This window comes from Streptomyces sp. KPB2 (genome assembly GCF_003950055.1).
Lineage (GTDB): Bacteria > Actinomycetota > Actinomycetes > Streptomycetales > Streptomycetaceae > Streptomyces > Streptomyces salinarius.
In genome coordinates this window covers 3839777-3860777 of the sequence record NZ_CP034353.1, presented here as the reverse complement: position 1 = coordinate 3860777, position 21001 = coordinate 3839777, and the positions used below count along the sequence as shown (strand labels likewise).

The 21001-nt window shown below is 72.3% G+C and carries 22 protein-coding genes and 1 tRNA gene; 12 read left to right on the top strand and 11 right to left on the bottom strand.

Features of this window, described 5'->3' with window-relative positions; all coding sequences use genetic code 11:
- Positions 1–130: 130 nt before the first annotated feature.
- The 3 genes from D1J63_RS17090 to D1J63_RS17080 form a co-directional block, all read right to left on the bottom strand.
- Positions 131–2017, bottom strand: coding sequence for an NAD(P)-binding protein (locus D1J63_RS17090; RefSeq protein ID WP_125635546.1), 1887 nt, complete (start codon positions 2015–2017; stop codon positions 131–133).
- Between the two features lie 349 nt (positions 2018–2366).
- Positions 2367–3473: a helix-turn-helix domain-containing protein gene (locus D1J63_RS17085; RefSeq protein ID WP_241235574.1), complete on the bottom strand. Its 1107-nt coding sequence runs from the start codon at positions 3471–3473 to the stop codon at positions 2367–2369.
- 102 nt (positions 3474–3575) lie between these two features.
- A complete protein-coding gene (locus D1J63_RS17080; RefSeq protein WP_102932832.1) occupies positions 3576–3821 on the bottom strand; it encodes a zinc-ribbon domain-containing protein in 246 nt (81 codons plus the stop codon).
- A 363-nt stretch (positions 3822–4184) separates the two neighbouring features.
- On the opposite strand from D1J63_RS17080, the gene D1J63_RS17075 reads away from it, so the two are divergent.
- The 4 genes from D1J63_RS17075 to D1J63_RS17065 all read left to right on the top strand — a co-directional run bounded on the left by D1J63_RS17075 (position 4185) and on the right by D1J63_RS17065 (position 7773).
- Positions 4185–4475, top strand: coding sequence for a DUF3040 domain-containing protein (locus D1J63_RS17075; protein ID WP_102932831.1), 291 nt, complete (start codon positions 4185–4187; stop codon positions 4473–4475).
- Positions 4476–4547: 72 nt separating this feature from the next.
- Entirely contained in the window at positions 4548–6089 is a 1542-nt protein-coding gene (locus tag D1J63_RS17070; RefSeq protein ID WP_125629691.1) for a potassium/proton antiporter, read from the top strand.
- 31 nt (positions 6090–6120) lie between these two features.
- The gene (locus tag D1J63_RS36735; RefSeq protein ID WP_164712863.1) at positions 6121–6270 is read left to right on the top strand and encodes a hypothetical protein; all 150 of its coding nucleotides are present in this window, start codon (positions 6121–6123) and stop codon (positions 6268–6270) included.
- A gap of 285 nt (positions 6271–6555) precedes the next feature.
- Positions 6556–7773: a cation:proton antiporter gene (locus D1J63_RS17065; protein ID WP_125629689.1), complete on the top strand. Its 1218-nt coding sequence runs from the start codon at positions 6556–6558 to the stop codon at positions 7771–7773.
- Between the two features lie 36 nt (positions 7774–7809).
- On the opposite strand, the gene D1J63_RS17060 is transcribed toward D1J63_RS17065, so the two are convergent.
- Positions 7810–8298: a TrkA C-terminal domain-containing protein gene (locus tag D1J63_RS17060; protein ID WP_102932828.1), complete on the bottom strand. Its 489-nt coding sequence runs from the start codon at positions 8296–8298 to the stop codon at positions 7810–7812.
- A gap of 120 nt (positions 8299–8418) precedes the next feature.
- On the opposite strand from D1J63_RS17060, the gene D1J63_RS17055 reads away from it, so the two are divergent.
- Positions 8419–9198 carry an MBL fold metallo-hydrolase gene (locus D1J63_RS17055; RefSeq protein ID WP_125629687.1) on the top strand — a complete coding sequence of 260 codons (780 nt, stop codon included), beginning with the start codon at positions 8419–8421 and terminating at the stop codon, positions 9196–9198.
- 50 nt (positions 9199–9248) lie between these two features.
- On the opposite strand, the gene D1J63_RS17050 is transcribed toward D1J63_RS17055, so the two are convergent.
- The gene (locus D1J63_RS17050) at positions 9249–10157 is read right to left on the bottom strand and encodes an endonuclease/exonuclease/phosphatase family protein (RefSeq protein WP_241235697.1); all 909 of its coding nucleotides are present in this window, start codon (positions 10155–10157) and stop codon (positions 9249–9251) included.
- 282 nt (positions 10158–10439) lie between these two features.
- Between D1J63_RS17050 and D1J63_RS17045 the strand changes: the two genes are divergently transcribed.
- Complete coding sequence (locus tag D1J63_RS17045; RefSeq protein WP_102930107.1) at positions 10440–11135, top strand: response regulator transcription factor; 696 nt, start codon at positions 10440–10442, stop codon at positions 11133–11135.
- On the top strand, positions 11128–12222 hold the full coding sequence (locus tag D1J63_RS17040) for a HAMP domain-containing sensor histidine kinase (protein WP_125635540.1): 1095 nt from the start codon (positions 11128–11130) through the stop codon (positions 12220–12222). Before D1J63_RS17045 ends, D1J63_RS17040 begins: the two co-directional genes overlap by 8 nt.
- A gap of 28 nt (positions 12223–12250) precedes the next feature.
- On the opposite strand, the gene D1J63_RS17035 is transcribed toward D1J63_RS17040, so the two are convergent.
- The 3 genes from D1J63_RS17035 to D1J63_RS17025 all read right to left on the bottom strand — a co-directional run bounded on the left by D1J63_RS17035 (position 12251) and on the right by D1J63_RS17025 (position 15084).
- Positions 12251–12826, bottom strand: a complete 576-nt coding sequence (locus D1J63_RS17035) for an SLATT domain-containing protein (protein WP_125629683.1) — start codon at positions 12824–12826, stop codon at positions 12251–12253.
- Between the two features lie 110 nt (positions 12827–12936).
- On the bottom strand, positions 12937–14250 hold the full coding sequence (locus D1J63_RS17030; protein WP_125629681.1) for a PQQ-binding-like beta-propeller repeat protein: 1314 nt from the start codon (positions 14248–14250) through the stop codon (positions 12937–12939).
- Positions 14251–14379: 129 nt separating this feature from the next.
- The gene (locus D1J63_RS17025) at positions 14380–15084 is read right to left on the bottom strand and encodes a nucleotidyltransferase domain-containing protein (protein ID WP_125629679.1); all 705 of its coding nucleotides are present in this window, start codon (positions 15082–15084) and stop codon (positions 14380–14382) included.
- 166 nt (positions 15085–15250) lie between these two features.
- On the opposite strand from D1J63_RS17025, the gene D1J63_RS17020 reads away from it, so the two are divergent.
- A complete protein-coding gene (locus D1J63_RS17020; RefSeq protein ID WP_125629677.1) occupies positions 15251–15907 on the top strand; it encodes a ScbR family autoregulator-binding transcription factor in 657 nt (218 codons plus the stop codon).
- A gap of 441 nt (positions 15908–16348) precedes the next feature.
- On the opposite strand, the gene D1J63_RS17015 is transcribed toward D1J63_RS17020, so the two are convergent.
- A complete protein-coding gene (locus tag D1J63_RS17015; protein ID WP_125629675.1) occupies positions 16349–16708 on the bottom strand; it encodes a zinc ribbon domain-containing protein YjdM in 360 nt (119 codons plus the stop codon).
- Positions 16709–16863: 155 nt separating this feature from the next.
- Here D1J63_RS17015 and D1J63_RS17010 point away from each other — a divergent pair, with 155 nt between their 5' ends.
- The 4 genes from D1J63_RS17010 to D1J63_RS16995 are packed head-to-tail and all read left to right on the top strand — an operon-like array spanning position 16864 to position 19769.
- On the top strand, positions 16864–17205 hold the full coding sequence (locus D1J63_RS17010) for a metalloregulator ArsR/SmtB family transcription factor (protein ID WP_125629673.1): 342 nt from the start codon (positions 16864–16866) through the stop codon (positions 17203–17205).
- 8 nt (positions 17206–17213) lie between these two features.
- Positions 17214–18932 (top strand): SulP family inorganic anion transporter, encoded by a 1719-nt coding sequence (locus tag D1J63_RS17005; protein WP_197925340.1) that lies wholly within the window; start codon positions 17214–17216, stop codon positions 18930–18932.
- Positions 18929–19330 carry a pyridoxamine 5'-phosphate oxidase family protein gene (locus D1J63_RS17000; RefSeq protein ID WP_125629669.1) on the top strand — a complete coding sequence of 134 codons (402 nt, stop codon included), beginning with the start codon at positions 18929–18931 and terminating at the stop codon, positions 19328–19330. The genes D1J63_RS17005 and D1J63_RS17000 overlap by 4 nt, the downstream gene beginning before the upstream one ends.
- Positions 19331–19388: 58 nt before the next feature.
- Entirely contained in the window at positions 19389–19769 is a 381-nt protein-coding gene (locus tag D1J63_RS16995) for an ATP-binding protein (protein WP_125635538.1), read from the top strand.
- A 295-nt stretch (positions 19770–20064) separates the two neighbouring features.
- Here the strand turns inward: D1J63_RS16995 and D1J63_RS16990 are convergent.
- A tRNA-Pro gene (locus tag D1J63_RS16990) sits at positions 20065–20138 on the bottom strand.
- 67 nt (positions 20139–20205) lie between these two features.
- Positions 20206–20958, bottom strand: coding sequence for a Pr6Pr family membrane protein (locus tag D1J63_RS16985; RefSeq protein ID WP_125629667.1), 753 nt, complete (start codon positions 20956–20958; stop codon positions 20206–20208).
- Positions 20959–21001 lie beyond the last annotated feature (43 nt).

The following is a 21001-nucleotide window of genomic DNA, read 5'->3' as shown; positions in this document are numbered from 1 at the left end:
GGGGTGATCTCTCGGCCGCCCGAGGCGGTCTTCCGGGTGGCTGCTTGGCCGACCGAGTCGGGTGGTGGGTGGGCATAGGCCGGGGGTCCAGGGGGCGGAGCCCCCTGGCGGGGTCGTAGGGGCAGCGCCCCTACACATCCGCCCCCCGCCGCACCACCCGCCGCCCCAGCAACTCCGCCAGCCCCCGCCGCGTCGCCGCCAGCACCACCCGGTCCGATCCCCGCAGGACATACGAGTCGGGCAGCTCCCACACCAACCGAGACTCCCGCGCCCCCTCCGCGCCGGCACCCCCCACCCGCTCACCGTCGGAGACACCGTCGGACACCTCCAGCGCCAGCACCCGCCACGCCCCCGCCCGGAACGCCTCCCCGACCGTCTTCCCCTCCAGCTGCGGATGCCCCGCCACCCGCACCGCCGCGAACAGCAGCACCCGCCGCTCGACGGGGATCGCCCCCAGGATCTGCCGGCCCATCATCGCCCCGGCGAAGGACGGCGCCGCCAGATGCGTCACGCTCCGGCTCCGGGTGAGCGCGCGGGGGTGCGCGGCGCGCAGGGTGCGGTACACGGCGGTGGCGAAGTCGTCGTCGTACAGCCGCAGCACCACCCGCAGCCGCGACCGCACGGACCGCGCGTACAGCACCGCCTCCAGGTTGGTCGTGTCCACACTGGTCAGCGCGAGCAGCGAGTGCGCCCGGTGGATCTTGGCGGCCTCCAGGACGCCCTCCTGGGTGACGTCTCCGAGCACCACCGGCACCCGCAGCCGTCGCGCGGTCGCCATGCCGCGCGCCTCGGGGTCGGCCTCGACGCACACCACGGGGATGTCCATCTCCCGCAGCCGGGTCAGCACGCGCGTGCCGATCTTGCCGAGACCCAGCAGGACGACGTGCCCGCCGAGCCCGCGCGGCGGCTTCCGCAGGGACGACGCGGTGCGGAAGGTGCCGAGGGCCTCCAGCACGGCCGCCAGCAGGACGGGAAGCAGCAGCAGCCCGACGAAGCCGGACAGCAGCTGGAGGATCTGGCGCCCCCTGTCGTCGTTGTGCGCGGGCTCGTTGATGGCGAAGAGGTCGAGCAGCGTCACGTACGTGGCGTGCACCGGGTGGTCGCCGGTGACCACCATCAGCGCCACGGCGAGGGCCACCACGCACGCCGCCAGACCGGCCAGGGACCACCGCAGCCGGCGCGAGAACAGCTCGCCGAAGGCGGGCACACCGGCGCGCCCGGCCGGCAGCGGCGGCCCGGAGTACGAGACCTGCTCCAGGGCCACGGTCCCGCGTCCGGTGGCCGCCTCCACCGCCGCCGCGTCGGGCAGCAGCTGCGGCCCGTGTTCGCCGCTGCCCTCCGAACCGTCCGCGCCGGCGGGGTCGTTGCTCGTCGCGGAGAGCAGCGCGAGGGTGCACAGTCCCGGGTCGGCCACCTCGCCGGGGCGCGGCGGCTGCCGTTCGACGGCGCGCAACAGGATGCCGTCCGTCTCGACGATCTTGCTGGTGCCGACGAGCGCGGTGGCCGCCAGCGCCGGCGCGGCGGTGTCGGCGTCGGACAGCACGGTCGTGGACCCGGAACCGGAGCCGTGACCGTCGCCGGTGGCGAGCGCGGCGCTCTGGTCGAGGAGTTCCTCGATGTGCTGCCCCAGCCGCCGGTTGTACAGGCGCAGGACCAGACGCAGTCGGGGGTTGAGCCGGCGAGCGGTCAGGGCGGCGCGGATGTTGGTCTCGTCGTCGTCGTACACGAGGGCCAGCGCGGTGGCCCGTTCGACGCCGGCGTCCGCGAGCACGTCCTCGGTCGGCTCGGTGGCCTCCAGTTCGCGGTCGGCGTCGGCCGCGTCGCCGTTGCCGGCCCGGTTGACGGCCGCGTTGACCATGTCGAGCAGCGCCGCCGAGGCCGCGCGGGCCCGCCCGACGACCGGCTGACGCACCCGGCGCCCGGAGGGCGGGACGACGAGTGTGACCTGTTCGCGGTAGACGCCGCGCAGTTCGGCGGCCAGCCGGTGCGCCAGCCCGTCGTCGCCGCACACCACCATGTGCGCGTATCCGTCGCCCTGCGGAACCTGGTTCGGAACGCTCCCCGTATGAGTCCCCATTTGAGGAAGGACAGTACCGGCACCGGGTGCGGTTCCAGGGAGCCGCCGGCGATCGAGGGCGGCATGGAAGACGCGCGAAGATTGCCGGAACTCGGCAGTGACCTGCTCTCGCGCCACGTGTGACGATGCGTCTCACCGAAGCTCAGCGACGGGCGGGACGGGGGACGGCACGCACGGTCCGGTTCCCGGACCGAGTGGGCACGGGGACACGGGGGACACGGGGGAGTGTCACGGGGGACGTGCCGCCCGCCCTGTCGCTGGACTTCGGCGGATTGTCGGCGGGCGCGGCCTAGATCTCCTGCGCGGGCCACCCCAGCAGCCGGGCGCCGATGACCGCGGTCTGCAGTGTGTAGCGGTGCACCGGGTCGGAGGCGTCCGCCCCGGTCAGCTGGTGGATGCGGTCCAGCCGGTAGGTGAGCGCCCGCACGCTGAGCGCGAGCCGCCGGGCGGCCTCGGCCGCGGTGCAGCCGGCGTCGAAGTACACCTCCAGGGTCCGCAGCAGCGGCTCCGCTCCGCCGCGGGCGTCGCGCAGCGGACCGAGGACGCTCAGCACCAGGTCGGCCATCGCCTGCCGGTCCCGGGCGAGGACCGGGTAGACCAGCATGTCGGCGGCGCGCACCACGGGCTCGTCCAGCCCCAGCCGCTCGGCGAGTTCGAGGGTGCTGAGCGCCTCCTCGTAGCTGTGCACCACGCCGCCCGCGCCGCTCTGGGGGCGTCCGATGGCCACCCGGTTGCCGTCCGTGGCGGCGTAGGCCTGCTTGGCGAAGAAGGACAGGACGTCGTCCTGGTCGCCGGGGGCGATGCAGATCAACTGCCCGTTCTTGGTGGTGATCAGGACGCGCCGGTCGCCGAAGCGGGAGATGAGCGCGGTCTCCACGACCCGGGTGACCGGGGCGGTGTCGTCGTACGCCTCGGGGCCCTCGGCCACCGCGACGGCGTGGGCGCGGGAGAGGACGAGCCCGAACCGCTCGGCCCGTTCGGAGAGGCGGCCCAGATCGCTGCGCCCGTAGAGCAGGTCGTCGATGAACTCCCGCCGCGCGGCCTCCTCCTGGCGCACGGCGAGCCGCTGAGCGCGTTCGTACCCCTCGGCGAAGGCGTCCACGGCCTGCGCGACGGCGGCGAGCACGCTGCCGGTGACATCGGAGCCCGCCCCCGCCGAACCGCCGCCGGGCCAGGACGTGCGCGTGGCGTCCAGATGCAGCCGTACGAGGCTGCGCAGACTGTGTCCCGCCTCCGCGGCCTGCTCACCGAAGAGCCGCCGCTCCTCCAGCTCGTCGCGGGTCAGCCGGCGCCCCGTGTCGGCGACCCCCGCCAGGATCTCCGCATACCCGGTCAGGTACGTCTCCTGCCGGCCCGCCCGCTCGTCCACCCGCTGGTCCGTCTGCAGGTCCCTCACCCCGCGCCTCCCCTGCCGTTCACGCCCCGTGCGCGGTGTCCGGCAACGTGAGGGTAGTCAACACTGCCGGAAACCGGCAACGCGGAAGGCAGGGGGCAGCCGCTAGCCTCGCCCGGCCTCCTGCGCCTGGAACCGCTCCGCCTGTTCGCGGGTCACCTGCTGCTCGGCGCCGCAGAACGTGCACTGCGTCGCGTACTTCGTGGAGACGGGGAACAGCGGCACGAAGAACAGCGTGAACTTCGTGACCCGCTTGCGGAGTGCGTGCGCGGAGGGGTTGCCGCACCGGCCGCACACCAGCGTCAGTATCGCGAGCTGGTAGAGGTATCCCTTGGTGCCGAAAATGATCACGAGCTGGGTCCTTCCGGGTCGGCCCCCGCGAGCGCGCAGGACACGCAGATCTTCTCCCAGGTTGCGCCGGAACATGACCCGGAGCCACTCACCTCCCGCGCGGCGGGTCGACGGGGTGCGGTGACGGGGTGAGGCGCCGGGGTGACTCGCGCCCTACAGGTCGCACGCCCCGGTATTTGGGTGCCACCCCGGATGGCCCGAAGGCCTTCGTACGGGCGACTGTGGAGGCCACTCCCCTTACCCGGCCCCACCCGGCGGCTCCGTCCCGGTGTGCTCGGGACGACCCGCCCCGCGAGGAGAGCACATGGCCCGCCCCACTGACCGCGTCGCCCACCCGGGGTCCCGCGGCGGGAGGAGGACCTCATGCCCGTACCCGACGACCGCAGGCTCACCGAGATCGAGACCCGGCTGCACCGCGAGGATCCCCGCTTCGCCCGCGCCTTCGCCGACGGCCGCCCCTGCCGCCCGCGCGAGTACCGGTACCGCCGGGCCTGGCTGCTGCTCGCCGTCGCGCTCGGCGCGCTGGCCACCGGCGTCTTCCTGGCCCACGGGCTCCTCATCGCCGCCGGGCTGGTCTTCGCCGGCGTCGCCGGTGAGCTCTTCGACCCGCACCGACGCGAACGCCCGACCCGGTGCCCGCCGTCCGGGTCCTGACCCGGGAGGGGGCCGCGCGAGGGAAGCGACGGCGCCCCGGGGCGCGTGCGGGTACGACCCGGAGCCCGCCCGATGACCCTCTCCGAGCTGTACGTGATGCTGCTGATCGGCGGCACGGTGCTGCTGGCCAGCATCGCCGCCGCCCGCGCCGCCCACCGCATCGGCCTGCCCAGCCTGCTGCTGTTCCTGTGCGTCGGCCTCGTCGCCGGAGAGGACGGCCTCGGCCTGCGGTTCGACGACGCCCAGCTCGCGCAGGCACTGGGCGCCGCCGCCCTCGCGCTCATCCTGGTCGAGGGCGGCCTGACCACGCGGTGGAGCGACGTAAGGCGCCTGCTCGCCCCCGCCGGCGTACTGGCCACGGCGGGCGTGGCGATCTCCGTCGTGGTGACCGCGGCGGGCGCGCACTGGCTGCTGGGCATCGACTGGCGCCTCGCCCTGCTGATCGGCGCGATCGTCTCCTCCACCGACGCCGCCGCCGTCTTCTCCGTACTGCGCGCCCTGCCGCTGCCGCGCAAGGTGAGCGTGCTGGTGGAGGCCGAGTCCGGCTTCAACGACGCGCCGACCATCATCCTGGTGCTGCTCTTCTCCACCACCGCCGACCTGCCGGGACCGCTGCCCGTCGTGGGCAACCTGCTCTTCCAGCTCGTGGTCGGCGGCGTCCTGGGCGTGGTGATCGGCCGTCTGGGCGTCGCGGCGCTGCGGCACATCGCCCTGCCCGCGACCGGCCTGTACCCGCTGGCCACGGTCGGCTTCGGCGTCATCGCCTTCGCCGCCGCCGGAGCCCTGGGCGCCAGCGGCATCATCGCCGCCTACCTCTCCGGCCTCGTCCTCGGCAACGCCAAGCTGCCGCACCGCGCGGCCACCCGCTCCTTCTCCGAGGGCGTCGGCTGGCTGGCCCAGATCGGCCTGTTCGTCATGCTCGGCCTGCTCGTCGACCCCAGCGAGCTGCCGTCGGCGATCCTCCCGGCCCTGGTCGTCGGCCTGGTGCTGCTCCTGATCGCCCGCCCCGTGTCGGTCCTGCTCTGTCTGCTGCCGTTCCGCGTGCCCTGGCGCGAGCAGGTCTTCATCTCCTGGGCCGGTCTGCGCGGCGCGGTCCCCATCGTGCTCACCACCTTCCCGGTGGTGGCCGGGGTGACCGGTGCGCGCGACGCCCTGAACATCGTGTTCGTGCTCGTCGTCCTGTTCACCCTGATCCAGGGGCCCACGCTGCCCGCCGTCGCCCGGTGGACGCGGGTGACCCGTCCGGACGCGCTGCGCGAGATCCAGGTCGAGAGCGCGCCGCTCGACCTGCTCGACGCCGACCTGCTCACCGTGTCCGTCCCGCCGGGCTCGCGGCTGCACGGCGTCACCGTCTCCGAACTGCGGCTGCCCCACCCGACGGTGGTGTCCCTGGTCGTCCGCGACGGCAGCACCCTCGTACCCGACCGCGAGACCGTGCTGCGCGCCGGTGACGAACTGCTGCTCATCACCACGCCCCAGGTCCGCGAGGCCGCCGAACGCCGACTGCGCGCCGTCGGCCGCCGGGGCAAACTGGCCCGCTGGCTGGGCGAGTCCGGCACTCCGGAGTCGGAGCCGTTGCTCCCGGTTCACCCCGGAAAGCATCACAATGCGTGATAAGTGATGCGGTAAACTTCTTTACCGAGCCGTGACCGTGCGGCAGTTCGAGAAGACGGGGGTACGCCAGATGCACCAGCTGCACCGAGCGACCCCGGCCGTCATTCCCGCCGGTCCCCCGGGCGCCGTCCGCACCGCCCGCATCGACAACACGGCCCGAGACAGCGTCCCCGAATCCTGACGCGTCTCCCGCCGCAACAGCCTCCCGCCCAGCCGCGGGCAGTCCGCACCCCGCCAAGCTGCGGGCAGTCCGCATCCCGCCCAGCTGCGGGCAGTCGTGCCGCTGGGGCGGCACGGGTGGGCGCAGCGGCACCCCGCAACGCCGGGCAGCGCACATCCCGCCGCACCAACACCCCCCCCCGCACCAACACCCCCCCGCACCAACACCCCCCCCGCACCAACACCCCCCCGCACCAACACCCCCGCACCCGCGCCCCGCCGCCCAACCCCCGGAGGACAGCCGCCCGTGCACAACACGACCGCCGTGCTCATCGAACTCGGAGCGATCATCCTCGCTCTCGGACTCCTCGGCCGCATCGCCGGCCGCGTGGGCTTCTCGCCCATCCCCCTCTACCTGCTGGCCGGCCTCGCCTTCGGCCACGGCGGCATCCTGCCCCTGCAGGCCAGCGAGGAGTTCACCGCCACGGGCGCGGAGATCGGCGTCATCCTGCTGCTGCTCCTGCTCGGCCTGGAGTACAGCGCCTCCGAACTGGTCACCAACCTCAAGACCCAATACCCCTCCGGCGCCGTCGACTTCGTACTGAACGCCGTACCCGGTGCCGTGGCGGCACTGATCCTCGGCTGGGGCCCGGTGGCCGCCGTCGCGCTCGCGGGGGTCACCTGGATCTCCTCCTCCGGGGTGATCGCCAAGGTCCTCGGCGACCTGGGCCGGCTCGGCAACCGTGAGACCCCCGTCATCCTCGGCGTCCTCGTCATCGAGGACCTCGCGATGGCCGTCTACCTGCCGATCCTCACCGCGCTGCTCGCCGGTGTCAGTCTGGCCGGCGGCACCGTCACCCTGCTGATCTCCCTGGGCACGGTCGGCGCCGTCCTCTACCTCGCGCTGCGCCACGGGCGGCTGATCAGCCGCGCGGTCTCCTCCGACAGCGCGGAAACGCTCCTGCTGGTGGTCCTCGGCCTCACCCTCGTCGTGGCCGGCCTCGCCCAGGAGCTCCAAGTGTCCGCCGCCGTCGGCGCGTTCCTCGTCGGCATCGCCCTGTCCGGCGAGGTCGCCGAGGGCGCCAGCAACCTGCTCACCCCGCTGCGCGACCTGTTCGCCGCCGTCTTCTTCGTCTTCTTCGGCCTGTCCACCGACCCGGCCGACATCCCGCCCGTCCTCGTCCCGGCCCTGATCCTCGCCGTCGTCACCGCCCTCACCAAGGTCGCCACCGGCTGGTACGCCGCGCACCGCGCCGGACTGCGGGGCGCGGGCCGCTGGCGGGCGGGCGGCACGCTGGTCGCGCGGGGCGAGTTCTCGATCGTCATCGCCGGACTCGCGGTGGGCGTCGAGCCGCGCATCGGCCCGCTGGCGACGGCGTACGTGCTCATCCTCGTCGTCCTCGGCCCGCTCACGGCCCGCTTCACCGAGCCCCTCGCCCGCCGCCTCACCCGCGGCCCCGGCAAGGCGGCCGGGACCGCGACCGCACCCGAGACCACCACGGAGTCGACGCACGCCCACGCGTAAGGCCGGCGGCCCGCACCCTCTCCCGATCCCCGGGGCTCACTCCCGCCCGAGGATCTCCGCGGCCGCGTCGACGCCCTCGCGCGTACCGATCACGATCAGCGTGTCACCGCCGGCCAGCCGGAAGTCCGGACCCGGCGACGGCAGCGCCTCGGTCCGCCGCAGCACCGCGACGATCGACACGCCGGTCTCGGTACGGGTACGGGTGTCGCCCAGCAAGCGCCCGTTCCAGTGCGAGGACTGCGACAGCCCGACGCGCTCCGCGACCAGCCCCAGCTCGGTCGTCGACAGCAGGCTCGGACTGTGATGGGCGGGCCTGAGCGCGTCGACGACCAGGGCCGCCTCCTGCGCGTCGAGCCGCACGGACAGCGCGGGGTCGTCCTCCGGACCGTTCCTGCGGTACGCGCTCAGCGTCCGCGCGCCGTCCTTCTCCGCCACCACCGACAGCCGACGCCGCTCGCGGGTGACCAGGTCGTAGCGCACGCCTATCCCCGGCAACGGCGTCCTGCTCGTACGCGCAGCACCCACGGCCGCCTCCCTGTCTGCCCAGGCCAGTCCTTCCGGCAACCCGGGACACCTTAGAGCCCGGCCCGTGCGTCCCACCCTCCGCCCCGTCGCTCCGTGCCGTCCGCCATAAACTCCGTGATCATGACGGACGTTCTGCGCCTCACGGTCCTCGGCAGCGCGAGCCCGTACCCCCGGGCGGGGAACCCCTGCTCCGGGTACCTGGTCGAGGGCGGCGGCACCCGTCTGTGGATGGACGCCGGGAGCGGCACGCTCGGCGCCCTGCGCGAGCACGTGGGCCTAGGCCGGCTCGACGGCATCTGGATCTCCCACCTGCACGCGGACCACTGCGCCGACCTGCTGACGGCGTACTACGGCCTGCTGTACGCGGACGTCGAACTCGCCGCCCCCGTCCCGCTGCTGGCGCCGCCGGGCATCGCGGACCGGCTCGCCGGCTTCCTCACCAACGGCCCGCGGCGCAGCCCCGTCGAGGACGCCTTCCGGATCGTCGAACTGCACGACCGCCATCGGGCCCACCTCGGCGGCCTCACGCTCACGAGCCGGGCCGTGTCGCACGGGATGCCCGCCTTCGGGCTCCGCGTCGAGACCGAGGACGGCGCCCGTCTCGCCTACTCCGGGGACAGCGCACCCTGCGACGCCCTCACCGCGCTCGCCGACGGCTGCGCGACGCTGCTGTGCGAGGCCGACCTCGCACAGCCGTCACCGGCCGGCGCCGAGGCCGTGCACCACACCCCGGAGGACGCGGGCAGGACCGCGGCCACCGCCGCCGCGCACCGCCTGGTCGTCACCCACCTCGGCCCGTTCCTCGACCCGTCGGAAGCGGTGCACCGCGCGGCGACGCACTACACCGGTCCGGTGGAGTACGCGGCACCCGGCCGCACCTTCGAGGTCGCGAGGCCCTGAGACCCCGCTCGGCCCGGGGGCGGCCTGTCGCGTGGCCCGCCCGGCGACGCTCACCAGCCGATACGCGCCGCCACCGGCAGGTGGTCGCTGCCGGTGGCGGGCAGCACCCACGAACTGGCCGGCTCCACGCCCCGCACCAGGATGTGGTCGATCCGCGCCACCGGAAACCGCGCCGGCCAGCTGAACCCGAAGCCGTCGCCGGCCGCTTCCTGGACCGAGCGCACCTGTGAGGTGACGCTGTCGAAGGCGCGGTCGTCCAGGCTGCCGTTCAGGTCGCCGAGCAGCACCACCCGCTCACTCCGGTCGGCGGCGAGCACATCGCCGAGCGCTCGAATGTTCCGGTCGCGCGAGTCGGTCCAGAAACCCGACCGGGGGTTCAGCCGTACGGAGCCCAGGTGGACCACGTACACCGTCAGCGGGCCCCGGTCCGTGGCCACCGTGGTGCGCAGCGCCCGGTTGGCGGCCGTCCGCACGTCGGCCGGTTTGGTCGCCGCCAGCGGCCCGACGTCGGTCGCGATGTCGACCGGCCGCGTGTCCGACAACGGCAGCCTGCTCCACACCCCGACGGTGCCCACCACCGCGTGGTACGGGTACGCCGCCGCCAGCTCCTCCACGTACACGTCCCGGTCCTGGTCGGTGATCTCCTCCAGGGCCAGCACGTCCGCCCCGGAGGTGGCCAGCCCGCGGGCGGTGCCGGCCGGGTCCGGGTTGTCGGCGCCGACGTTGTGGGTGGCCAGGGTGAGGTCGCCGCCCGGGTGGGACTTGTCGGCGAGCAGCCCGCCGAAGAGGCTCAGCCACACGGCGACCGGCAGCACCAGCGCGATCACCGCGGCGGGGGAGCGGCGCCACAGCGCCCCCGCCGCCAGCACCGGGACGAACAGCCCGAACCACGGCAGGAACGTCTCGACCAGGCTGCCGACGGTCCCGAACCGGTTCGGGACGTACGCGTGCAGCAGCATGACCAGGCCCAGCAGCAGCGCCGACCCGGTGAGCACCGGGGCGCGTTTCCAGACCCCCGGCTCGACGGCGCGGCGGAACACCTCCCGCGAAAGCCGGCGCGGCGCCGGGGCCGGAGCTGCGGTGGGGGCAGGGGCAGGGGCAGGGGCAGGGGCCGGGGCAGGGGGCGGGGCTGACGGTGATGACGTCTGAGACATGTCGCCAGTGAAGGAAACGCGCCGTTGCGAGGGCGTATGCGGTTTTGGATACGCCGACGATACGTGCCGGCTCGTAACCTCGACGGCATGCGTGTGCTGATCGTCGAGGACGAGCCCTACCTGGCGGAAGCGATCCGCGACGGCCTGCGCCTGGAAGCGATCGCGGCCGACATCGCCGGAGACGGCGACACCGCGCTGCGCCTCCTCGACGTCAACACCTACGACATCGCCGTCCTCGACCGCGACATCCCCGGTCCGTCCGGAGACGAGGTCGCCGCACACATCGTCGCCTCGGGCAGCGGCCTGCCGATCCTCATGCTCACGGCGGCCGACCGCCTCGACGACAAGGCCTCCGGCTTCGGACTCGGCGCCGACGACTACCTCACCAAGCCGTTCGACCTGCGGGAACTCGCGCTCAGGCTCAGGGCCCTGGACCGCAGGCGCGCCCACAGCAGGCCGCCGGTGCGGGAGATCGCCGGTCTGCGCCTCGACCCGTTCCGCCGGGAGGTCTACCGGGACGGCCGCTACGTCGCGCTGACCAGGAAGCAGTTCGCGGTGCTCGACGTGCTGGTCGCCGCCGAGGGCGGTGTCGTCAGCGCCGAGGAACTCCTGGAACGCGCGTGGGACGAGAACGCCGACCCGTTCACCAACGCCGTCCGCATCACCGTGTCGGCCCTGCGCAAGCGTCTCGGCGAGCCCTGGATCATCGCCACCGTGCCCGGCGTCGGCTACCGCATCGACACGGGACCCGTCCCGGAGCGCGGCGGCGGTGACCGTGAGTAGGCGGCCCGGCCCGAGCGTCCGTCTCAAACTCACCCTCAGCTACGCCGGGTTCCTCATGCTCGCGGGCGCGCTGCTGCTCGTCGCCGTGGGCGTGTTCCTCGTGCAGCAGGGCTGGTTGCTCACCAACGAACGGGGGGCGGTGCGAGCGACTCCGGGCACGATCTTCCTCCGCGATTTCGCCCCGACGGCAGCCGCGGTCATGGTCTTCCTCCTGTTCTTCGGCCTCCTGGGCGGATGGATCCTCGCCGGCCGCATGCTCGCCCCCCTGGACCGCATCACCCAGGCCACCCGCACGGCCGAGGCCGGCTCGCTGTCCCACCGGATCCGGATGCCGGGCCGCAGAGACGAGTTCCGGGAACTCGCCGACGCCTTCGACACGATGCTCGCCCGCCTCGAAGCGCGCGTCGCCGAACAGCAGCGCTTCGCGGCCAACGCCTCGCACGAGCTGCGCACCCCGCTCGCCGTCTCGAAGGCCCTGCTCGACGTGGCCCGCACCGACCCGGACCAGGACACCGGCGAGATCATCGACCGCCTCCACACCGTGAACACCCGGGCGATCGACCTCACCGAGGCCCTGCTCCTGCTCAGCCGGGCCGGACAGCGCTCCTTCACCCGGGAACCCGTCGACCTGTCCCTGCTGGCGGAAGAGGCCACCGAAACCCTCCTGCCCCTCGCCGAGAAGCACGGCATCACTCTGGAGACCGGAGGCGACGTGACCCTCACCCCCGGGTCGCCCACGCTCCTGCTGCAACTGACCACGAACCTCGTCCACAACGCGATCGTCCACAACCTCCCGGAACACGGCATGGTCCGGGTCCGCACCACCACCGGCCCGCGCACCGCGCAGCTCACCGTCGAGAACACCGGCGAACGGATCAGCCCCCAGCAGGCCGCGACCCTCACCGAACCCTTCCAGCGCGGTACCGAACGCGTCCACACCGACCACGCGGGCACCGGCCTGGGCCTGGCCATCGTCGCCACCATCACCGAGGCCCACGACGGCATCCTCACCGTCGCCCCCCGCCGCGACGGCGGCCTCCGCGTCACCGTGCAACTGCCGACGGCCTCCCCGGGCCCCGGCGGCTGACGCCCCGGCTCACCGGAGGCGGCCGGCGTCACTCCGGTGCGCGCTCGCCGGGCGCCTGGTGGGGCTGGTACGGGACGGATGCGGCCAGCGGTGTCCGGCTCAGGCTGCCCCAGTTGCTGGCGTCCTGGCTCAGCGTCGCGTCGAGCAGTTCCATCGCTTCCTGCGCGATGAGCTGCCGGTCGTCGCCCGAGGCCTCCCGGCGCTCGACATTCCTTATGATGCGCTGGAGTTCGGCGAGTATCAGGCTGCGCTGCTGCCACAGTTCGTGGTGCCGCATGAGGCCGCTCCACGCCGAGATGACACCGACGACGCCGGCCACGGCCGTGCTCGCCAACCCGAGCCAGGCCGCGTAGTCCCGCCAGGCCGCGACCGCCACGCCGAGCACGGCGATGAGTCCGTTCAGGGCGGCGATCCCCACGGTGGACCGCCGGGCCTTCTTCTTCATCAGCTCGCGGGTGCGCGTGTATTCCTTGCGGAAGTGACTCAGGTAGTGGGTGGTCACTCCGAGGGCGTCCGAGCCGGCCGGGGGCGGTTCCATCGGCCGCATACCGGTGAACTTCTGCTGCGCTTCAGCCTGTTGCCCCGCAACCGTCCGCCGCCTCATGCCCCGGATCCTAGCCGCGGCAGCTCCGGCAGCTCCGGCAGCTCCGGCAGTGTCCCGGTTCCCGGGCGCGGAAGGCCTCCGCTCGGCCCTCAGCCCTCAGCCCTCGGCCCTCAGCCCACCGCGCGGCGCGCTTCGATCTCGCCGATGGACCCGCCGAACAGGCCGACGTACTCGTTCACCAGGAAGGGAGTGCCCCCACTGTCCGCGGACCTGTCCTTGCCCGTACGCGCGTCGAGAATCACCGAGCCGTTCTCGGTCGTGCCGTAGACGGCTCCGTGGAAGACCGTGGAGACGCTGGGCATGAGGCGGCTTTCGTCGTCGTCCGCGACGGACCACAGTTCCGTCCAGGTGCCGGGATCGACTGCCACCAGTCTCTTGTCGAACTTCTCGGCGACGGCGCACAGAAGGGCGGTGTCTTCAGCGTTCCAGCACGTCAGGTCCGTCGGGTCCCCGAACGGCTTGGCCGCCCGGAGCTTCGGGGGCTCCTTGCCGGTGTCCGTCGTGAGCAGAGTGGCGATGTCGGTGTCCCGCTCGAAGGGCGCGTCGACGACGGCCGTGAACAGACCGTCACCGGCGGGCGAGAGCTCGGCACTGTTCAGGCGTTCCTTGTACGTCCACATCTCGGAGCCGTCCGCGATGTTCCGTCCTTCGACGGACACGCCTCCGCCGAGCACACTGTCGGCGCCCCCACGTCCGACGACCACGCTCCCGTCGACGAAGTCCGCGTAGAAGCCCTCCTCCGTCCAGGACGTCTTGCGGGTGTCGAGGGACACGCCCATGGTCACCGCGCTGCCGTTGCCCCCGAAGGAGAAGACGACGGCGGAGTCGTCGACCCCGGCCACATAGGGCTCCCCTTCCTCCTCGCCCTCCGGGCGTTCGAGCTCCGTGGTCCACAGCCGCTTGCCGGAGTCGGCGGCGACTGCGGTGAGTTCGATCAGCTGACGGTCCGGCGTCGTGCCTGTGCCGGGCCTGGTGATAGAGAACGCGGCGAGGACCGCCGTCCGCCCATCGAGTTCGACGAGTTCCGGCCCGCCCACGGCTTCCGTGCCGTAGTCGGTGTCCTCGGCGGGGCGGCCCTTCGGCTTCACGCTCCACAGCTCCTCGCCGTCGAGCACGTTCATGGCCCGGACCTCGTCGTCGGAGGCGGCGTACACCGTGGTGCCCTTCAGCCTGACGGACCACTTGCCCTCCCCGGTGCCGCCCGCGACGTACTGGGCCCCGCCGTCGTCCTGGAACTTCAGGGGCGGGTCGTAAGCCTTGACGCGGCCGGGGGAGTGCTTGTCGCCGCCTCCCTCTGCACCCCCGGCGGGAGGTGTGGCCCAGCTCGGTCCGTCTCCGTCGCCCGAGCCGCCGCACGCCGTGGTCAGGCCCAGAGCGAGCCCGGCCACCAGCAAGAGACGACAGCCGTCCTTCACCCGGAACATGCGAATCCCCCCGCAGAACAGTCGTGTTGAGGCCCGTAACCCGCCCCATCCGTCCTGATCATGTCAGAGGCGCCGGACCACGGGCATCCGCAATTCACCGGCGGCCCGTTCCGTCCGGAGGGGGACCGTTCAGGGGGTTCCAGCACGCTTGTAGCCGACCCACAACCGGCCGCCGGCCCGCGCGAGCACCTCGTCGACGACGGTCACGAGGGGCTCCGCCCTTCCGTCCAGCACCTCCCTCAGGCCGTGATGGAAGCGGGCGTTGAGTTCCGGCGCGGTCGTCTCCAGGCGGCGAGCCAGCCACTTCCCGCCGCCGCCCCACGATCCGGCAACCGCCAGCGCCAGCTCTCCGGTCCGACGGACCAGCTCGGTCGCGATGAAGAGACGCTCGCTCGGGTCGGTGCTTCCCGCGAGGTCGTCGAGGAGGTCGGTGATCGCGTAGCGGCAGTCGTCGATCTCGTCCGCCGGCACTGGGGGAGGTCCTGCGGCGACCAGAGCGCGGGCGTGTGCGGCGAGGCGCGCTCCGAGCCCGTCGGTGTCGAAGAGCAGCAGCCCGTCGGCACACATCCACAGCAACGGCGAGCGGCGCGTGGGCAGTTCCCGTTCGATGTACGCACGCCACGTCGCTTCGGTGTGCACGAACATCTCCACCGGCCAGTCGGCGTACTGGAGGCTCTCGCGGTAAGGGGCCGGTGCGCCGTGGAGCAGCACCACGACGTCGAGGTCCGACGTCGCCGTGCCGCGACCCGTCGCGACGCTGCCGCCCAGGAACGCGGTACGTGCTTCGGGGTGCTGTTCCTCTACGACGGCGCGTGCGGCCTCGATGGCATCCATGTGCCAACTCTGACCACTGGACCGGCCGTGCGCATGCTGTTTTCCCGCTTTGGTGAGAGCGGGCACTGGGCCTGCCCCGATGGGCAGTTGGCCGGTGAGCTATCGTGTGCGGGGAGTATGAGCAGGCACACGGTCTGTTGAGTCCCAGCCCGGGAGAATCCAGCCGATGGCGAGGCAGCTACGCGCCGAGCGGACCCGCGCGACGATCGTCGGTGCGGCGGCCGACCTGTTCGACCGCCAGGGATACGAGTCGACGAGCCTGAGCGAGATCGTCGCCCACGCCGGCGTCACCAAGGGCGCCCTGTACTTCCACTTCGCGGCGAAGGAAGACCTCGCCCACGCCATCATGGAGATGCAGTCCCGTACCTTCCGCCGGCTGGCGACGGACCTGGACGGTCGGGGCTACTCGTCGCTGGAGGCGCTGATGCGCCTCACCTTCGGCATGGCCCGGGTCTACGAGGAGGGTCCGGTGCTGCGGGCCGGAATGCGACTCGCCACCGCGGGGGTACCCGTGCGGCCGCCCCTGCCGCACCCCTTCACCGAATGGCGGGAGATCGCCACGTCACGGCTGCTGAACGCGGTGCAGCAGTCGGATGTGCATGCGGACATCGACGTCGACTCCATCGCCCACACCCTCGTCTCCTCCGTCGTCGGTACCTGTGTCGTGGGCGGCACTCTCGAACCGTCCGGCCGCCAGCCCCGCCGCCTCGCGGAGATGTGGCACATCCGGATCCGGGGCATGGTCCCGGTGCCCCGGCGCGCCCGCTACCTCACCCTCGCGGCCCGCCTGGAACAGGAGACCGCCACGGCCTCGGTCCGGTGACGGGCGGCCGGCCGGGCGTCGGGGGCTCCGGCCCTGAAGCCGGTTCCCCAACGCTCCCAGAACGGCCCCCCAAACACAGCCCAGGCCCGGCACCGATTTCTCAGTACCGGGCCTGACCCGGTGTTTCACTGTCGGGGAGCGGGATGAGGAGATGTTCTCCCAGATTTCTCCCACGAGGCCGGACTCCGGGCGCGGTGGGCGCAGACATGCTGGATGTCGCCGCAGCAGGTTTGCGCGAGTGGACTTGTCTTGTGCTGGGTGGCTTCGGCCACTCTTCGCCCTGTGCCGCGGCCTTCAGGACATCCCCTAGCCGGCAACCATGTGGTCGGGCCGGAGCAGGAAGTCGGGTGGGTGGCCACGCGGGACCATGCATCGTCGTCGGTGCCGAGTGTTCCTGGGCGCGGAAGACGCAGGTGCATGCCCCTTGCCGTCAGCCGGGGATCACGCCTTCTTGACCACGCTGGACTTGAGTTGCATGGCGCCGAATCCGTCGATCTTGCAGTCGATGTCGTGGCCGTCGACGCCGTCGACGAGCCGGATGCCGCGCACCTTGGTGCCGGCCTTGATACCCGAAGGACTGCCCTTGACCTTGAGGGCCTTGACGACCACCACCGCGTCGCCGTCCATGAGGACGTTACCGACGGCGTCCTTGACTACGCGCTCCCCGGAGTGGCCCTCGTCCTTGGCCTCCGTCTCGGCGGGAACCCACTCGTGCGCGCACTCGGGACACACCACGAGGGAGTTCATCTCGTAGGTGTACTCGCACGAGCACTCGGGGCAGGGAGGAAGGTTCTCGGTCATCCGGGCAGGCGCCTCTCTCGATCTCTTGGACTCCTCGCACGGTAGCTGCCATCTTTCGTAATTGCTAAATTTAGCAATTGACTACATGCTGGGGTGGCCGTGCCCGGAAGCAGCCGGGGATGCGGAGCGCCGAAGGGAAGCCGAGGAGTACGGGCATGTCCGTCCCGCTGTATCAGGCCAAGTCCGAATTCTTCCGGATGCTCGGCCATCCCGTACGGATACGGGTGCTTGAGCTGTTGCAGGACGGGCCGATGCCGGTGCGGCAGCTGTTGGCCGCGATCGAGGTGGAGCCGTCGGCGCTGTCACAGCATCTGGCCGTTCTGCGCCGCTCTGGCATCGTGCGCTCCGAGCGCGAGGGTTCCACCGTCGTCTACGAGCTGGCGGGAGGGGACGTCGCGGACCTGATGCGGGCCGCGCGCCGGATCATCACCCAGGTGCTGGCCGGGCGCAACGAGCTCCTGACCGAGCTGCGGGAAGCCGAGGTTGCCGCGCAGTGAGCACCTTGATGAACCGGGCGGTCCGCTCGGTGGGTTCCCTGCTGCCCGCCCGTGCCGATCTGGCCGACGCCCGCCGTGATCCACGGCGTGATCTGCTTGCCGGTCTGACGGTGGCCATCGTGGCGCTGCCACTCGCGCTGGGCTTCGGTGTGTCCTCGGGGCTCGGCGCGGAGGCGGGCCTGACCACCGCTGTGATCGCGGGAGCCCTCGCGGCGGTCTTCGGCGGCTCGAATCTGCAGGTGTCAGGGCCGACCGGTGCCATGACCGTCGTACTCGTGCCGATCGTCGGCCAGTACGGAGCCGGGGGCGTCCTGACGGTCGGCCTTGTGGCGGGCGTGATGCTGGTCGCGCTCGCGGTGCTGCGGGCAGGGAAGTTCATGCGGTACGTGCCCGCCCCGGTGATCGAAGGCTTCACGCTCGGCATCGCCTGCGTGATCGGCCTCCAGCAGGTGCCGAATGCGCTGGGCGTGGACAAACCCGAGGGCGACCGTGTGCTGGTGGTCACCTGGCGGGCGGCAGAGGACTTCGCGAAGTCCCCGAACTGGACGGCTGTCGGTCTCGCCGTCTCGGTGGCCCTGGTCATGCTGGTCGGCGCCCGGTGGCGGCCCACCATCCCGTTCTCCATCGTCGCCGTGATCGGCGCCACGCTCGTGGCCCAGCTGGCGGGTCTGGACGCGGCCCGGCCCATCGGCGACCTGCCGTCCGGCCTCTCCGCACCCTCGCTCTCCTTTATCGACGTGAGCGCACTCGGCTCGCTGCTCGCGCCCGCCGTGGCTGTGGCTGCGCTCGCCGCGCTGGAGTCGCTGCTGTCCGCCTCGGTGGCCGACGGCATGACGGTGGGACAGAAGCATGATCCGGACCGGGAACTGTTCGGCCAAGGACTCGCCAATATTGCCGCTCCGCTCTTCGGCGGCGTCCCGGCGACCGGCGCCATCGCGCGCACTGCGGTCAATGTCCGCACCGGCGCCCGCTCCCGGCTCGCCTCGCTGACCCACGCCGCCGTCCTCGCCGTAGTCGTCTTCGCCGCCGCCCCGCTCGTGTCCAGGATCCCCCTCGCCGCGCTCGCCGGTGTGCTCCTCGCCACCGCGATCCGCATGGTGGAGGTCGGCTCGCTCAAGGCCATGGCGAAGGCGACACGATCGGACGCGCTCACGCTCGTCCTGACCGCCGCCGCCACGCTCGCCCTCGACCTCGTGTACGCCGTCATCATCGGGCTCGTGGTCGCCGGCACTCTCGCCCTGCGGGCGGTGGCCAAGCAGGCCCGACTGAACCAGGTCTCCCTGGACCGGGGCGATCACAGTGCGGACGAGCACGACCTGCTCGCCGAGCACGTCGTCGCCTACTGTGTCGACGGCCCCCTCTTCTTCGCCGCCGCGCACCGTTTCCTCCATGAGCTGAGCGAAGTCGCCGGCGTACGCGTCGTCATCCTGCGCATGTCGCGGGTGAGCACGATGGACGCCACCGGCGCGCTGATCCTCAAAGACGTGGTGGAGAAGCTGGACCAGCGCGGCATCGTCGTCATGACCTCCGGGATACGGCCCGGGCATCGCCAAGTCCTGGACTCTGTGGGTGCGTGGGATCTGCTTCGCTGCGAAGACCGCGCGTACGCCACAACGCCCGAGGCCGTCCAGGGTGCCCGGGACCATCTGGAGGGCGCGGGGATTCTGCCCGTCGCTTCCCCGGCCCGGAAAGTGGTCGGCGCCGTCAGCGAGGAAGCAGCACGATGAGTACGGTCCCGTTGCGCATGAGTGAGGTGTCCGGCCCTGAGGCCCTGTGGCTGCTGAAAGGCAGCAGTCTGGGCCGACTGGTCTACGTCCAGCGAGGGCTGACCGTGGTCCGTCCGGCCCGGCATGTGTGGGGGGTGGGCCGACTGATCATCCGTACCCCGGCCCAGGCCGTCGCGGTGCCCGCCACCGCGACCTACCACGTGGACGATGTTCACGCCGCCAGCGGCACTGGCTGGAGCGTCACCGCCAACGGCCCCACAGAGGTCATCAACGACCCTGACGAGACCGCCCACTACCGGCGTACCCTCAGTGGTTGGTCGCACGGTCCGCACGACACGATCGTGCGCATCCGCCCGCAGACCGTGACCGGCTTCCGCCTGGCCCCGGCGGGGAGCTGACGTGTCCGTGCCCCGGAGTGCTGGGCTGGAAGCCCTGCCCCATCGCCATGTCCTGACCATGCCGACGACGCCGTCTGCGGTGCGCACGGCCCGCGAGACCGCCGAGCAGGCCTTGACCGAGTGGGGTGTCGGTGTGCGCCATCCCACGGTCGGACCGGCCCTGCTGATTCTGAGCGAACTGGTCACCAACGCCGTACGGCACGCTGCGGGGCGCTCCCCGCAGACGACGGTCGTCTACGCGGCAGGCGAGGACTGCCTGGTCTTCGCCGTGCACGACCGTCACCCCTACCAGCCACCTCTTTACGGGGCGGTCACCGGCGCTGGTGCGGGTGGCCTGGCCACCGTCATGGAACTCACGCTCGGGTTGGGTGGAACCGCCGTCGTACGCGGCGACGCCGACGGCAAGGGCAAGTCCATCTGGATCACGCTGCCCCTCTGACCCCCCGCCAGATGACTGCCGGCCGCACGCGGGAGGGACCGGCCGGCGGTCAGCCTCGTCGGCCCGCCACATCACCGGGCAGTCGTATCCCGCCAGACCACGCATCCCCGAGACCGCGCGACGAGCCCAGAACCTCGTCTACCGGCCCTACGCGTAGGTCAACAGCCTGGCTCGTGGGGACCGGGAGCGAGATGCACGAGCCGCAGCAGGGGACCAGTCAGAGGTCGTCCACAACAAACAGCTCAGGGGCCCGACCCGCACGCGGATCAAGCCCCTGCCCTGGTGTTTCTCTCTGTCGGGGTGGCGGGATTTGAACCCACGACCTCTTCGTCCCGAACGAAGCGCGCTACCAAGCTGCGCCACACCCCGATCGTCGCTGCTCGTCGCGGCGACGTCGTTTACTTTAGCCCACCGGTGGCCGGAGACGAAATCCGGTTTAGCGGGGGCGGCGGAACGGGCTCGGGCGGGCGTGGTCCAGGGCCACCAGGAGGACGGCCAGGGCGTACAGGGCGAGGCCCACGAGGAGGGCGTTGCCGAGGACGCCCTTGTAGCCGTGCTGGTCGACGTCGAGGAAGGGGTAGAGGTAGCGGTCCTGGGAGCCGGACGGGAGCAGCGCGCCGCGGGTCAGGGCGAAGGCCAGGTAGGCCAGGGGGTAGAGGAGCCACGCGGGGGCCTGGCGCAGGTGCAGGTGGCCGGGGGCGGTGAAGAGGAGCCAGTCCAGGGCCGCGGCCAGCGGCACCGCCGTGTGGAGGATGTGGGTCGCGGCGGCCTGCCAGGTCGGGCCGGCCGCGTCCGGCGTCGTGAACAGGGGTGACGCGCCCTCCGGGAGCAGGTGGTGGACCAGGCCCGCGGCGACGACGTAGAAGAGGGCCGCTCCGGTGAGGGCGCCCGGCAGGGGGTGGTGGGCGGACCAGGCGCACCGGGCGGAGACGAGCATGACCAGGGCCAGCAGGATGCCGCTCTGGACGGTGAAGTGGCTCAGGGCCGTCGTGGGCGGGCCGTCGGCGGTGAGGAGTGTGATCGTTGCGCCGGTCAGGGCCAGCAGGGCGATCGCGCCGCGGTAGGCGGCCACCAGGCGGCGGCGGGCCGGGATCAGTACGGCGCGGGCCGGTACGACGGTGGGCGGCAGGACGACGTGACCCGGGATCGGGGGGAGGTCCGGGATGTCCCTGGGTATCGGGGCTGTCATGGCCCCAACGTAGGCAGAACGGACATAGCGGTCTATGTGGGTG

Excerpts from the sequence above, each read along its gene's own strand:
- D1J63_RS17090 (WP_125635546.1), bottom strand. The coding sequence starts at position 2,017 with ATGGTGGTGTGCGGCGACGACGGGCTGGCGCACCGGCTGGCCGCCGAA.
- D1J63_RS17075 (WP_102932831.1), top strand. The coding sequence starts at position 4,185 with ATGCCCGTACCCGACGACCGCAGGCTCACCGAGATCGAGACCCGGCTG.
- D1J63_RS17070 (WP_125629691.1), top strand. The coding sequence starts at position 4,548 with ATGACCCTCTCCGAGCTGTACGTGATGCTGCTGATCGGCGGCACGGTG.
- D1J63_RS17055 (WP_125629687.1), top strand. The coding sequence starts at position 8,419 with ATGACGGACGTTCTGCGCCTCACGGTCCTCGGCAGCGCGAGCCCGTAC.
- D1J63_RS17050 (WP_241235697.1), bottom strand. The coding sequence starts at position 10,157 with ATGCTGCTGCACGCGTACGTCCCGAACCGGTTCGGGACCGTCGGCAGC.
- D1J63_RS17045 (WP_102930107.1), top strand. The coding sequence starts at position 10,440 with ATGCGTGTGCTGATCGTCGAGGACGAGCCCTACCTGGCGGAAGCGATC.
- D1J63_RS17035 (WP_125629683.1), bottom strand. The coding sequence starts at position 12,826 with ATGAGGCGGCGGACGGTTGCGGGGCAACAGGCTGAAGCGCAGCAGAAG.
- D1J63_RS17030 (WP_125629681.1), bottom strand. The coding sequence starts at position 14,250 with ATGTTCCGGGTGAAGGACGGCTGTCGTCTCTTGCTGGTGGCCGGGCTC.
- D1J63_RS17025 (WP_125629679.1), bottom strand. The coding sequence starts at position 15,084 with ATGGATGCCATCGAGGCCGCACGCGCCGTCGTAGAGGAACAGCACCCC.
- D1J63_RS17020 (WP_125629677.1), top strand. The coding sequence starts at position 15,251 with ATGGCGAGGCAGCTACGCGCCGAGCGGACCCGCGCGACGATCGTCGGT.
- D1J63_RS17015 (WP_125629675.1), bottom strand. The coding sequence starts at position 16,708 with ATGACCGAGAACCTTCCTCCCTGCCCCGAGTGCTCGTGCGAGTACACC.
- D1J63_RS17010 (WP_125629673.1), top strand. The coding sequence starts at position 16,864 with ATGTCCGTCCCGCTGTATCAGGCCAAGTCCGAATTCTTCCGGATGCTC.
- D1J63_RS17005 (WP_197925340.1), top strand. The coding sequence starts at position 17,214 with ATGAACCGGGCGGTCCGCTCGGTGGGTTCCCTGCTGCCCGCCCGTGCC.
- D1J63_RS17000 (WP_125629669.1), top strand. The coding sequence starts at position 18,929 with ATGAGTACGGTCCCGTTGCGCATGAGTGAGGTGTCCGGCCCTGAGGCC.
- D1J63_RS16995 (WP_125635538.1), top strand. The coding sequence starts at position 19,389 with ATGCCGACGACGCCGTCTGCGGTGCGCACGGCCCGCGAGACCGCCGAG.
- D1J63_RS16985 (WP_125629667.1), bottom strand. The coding sequence starts at position 20,958 with ATGACAGCCCCGATACCCAGGGACATCCCGGACCTCCCCCCGATCCCG.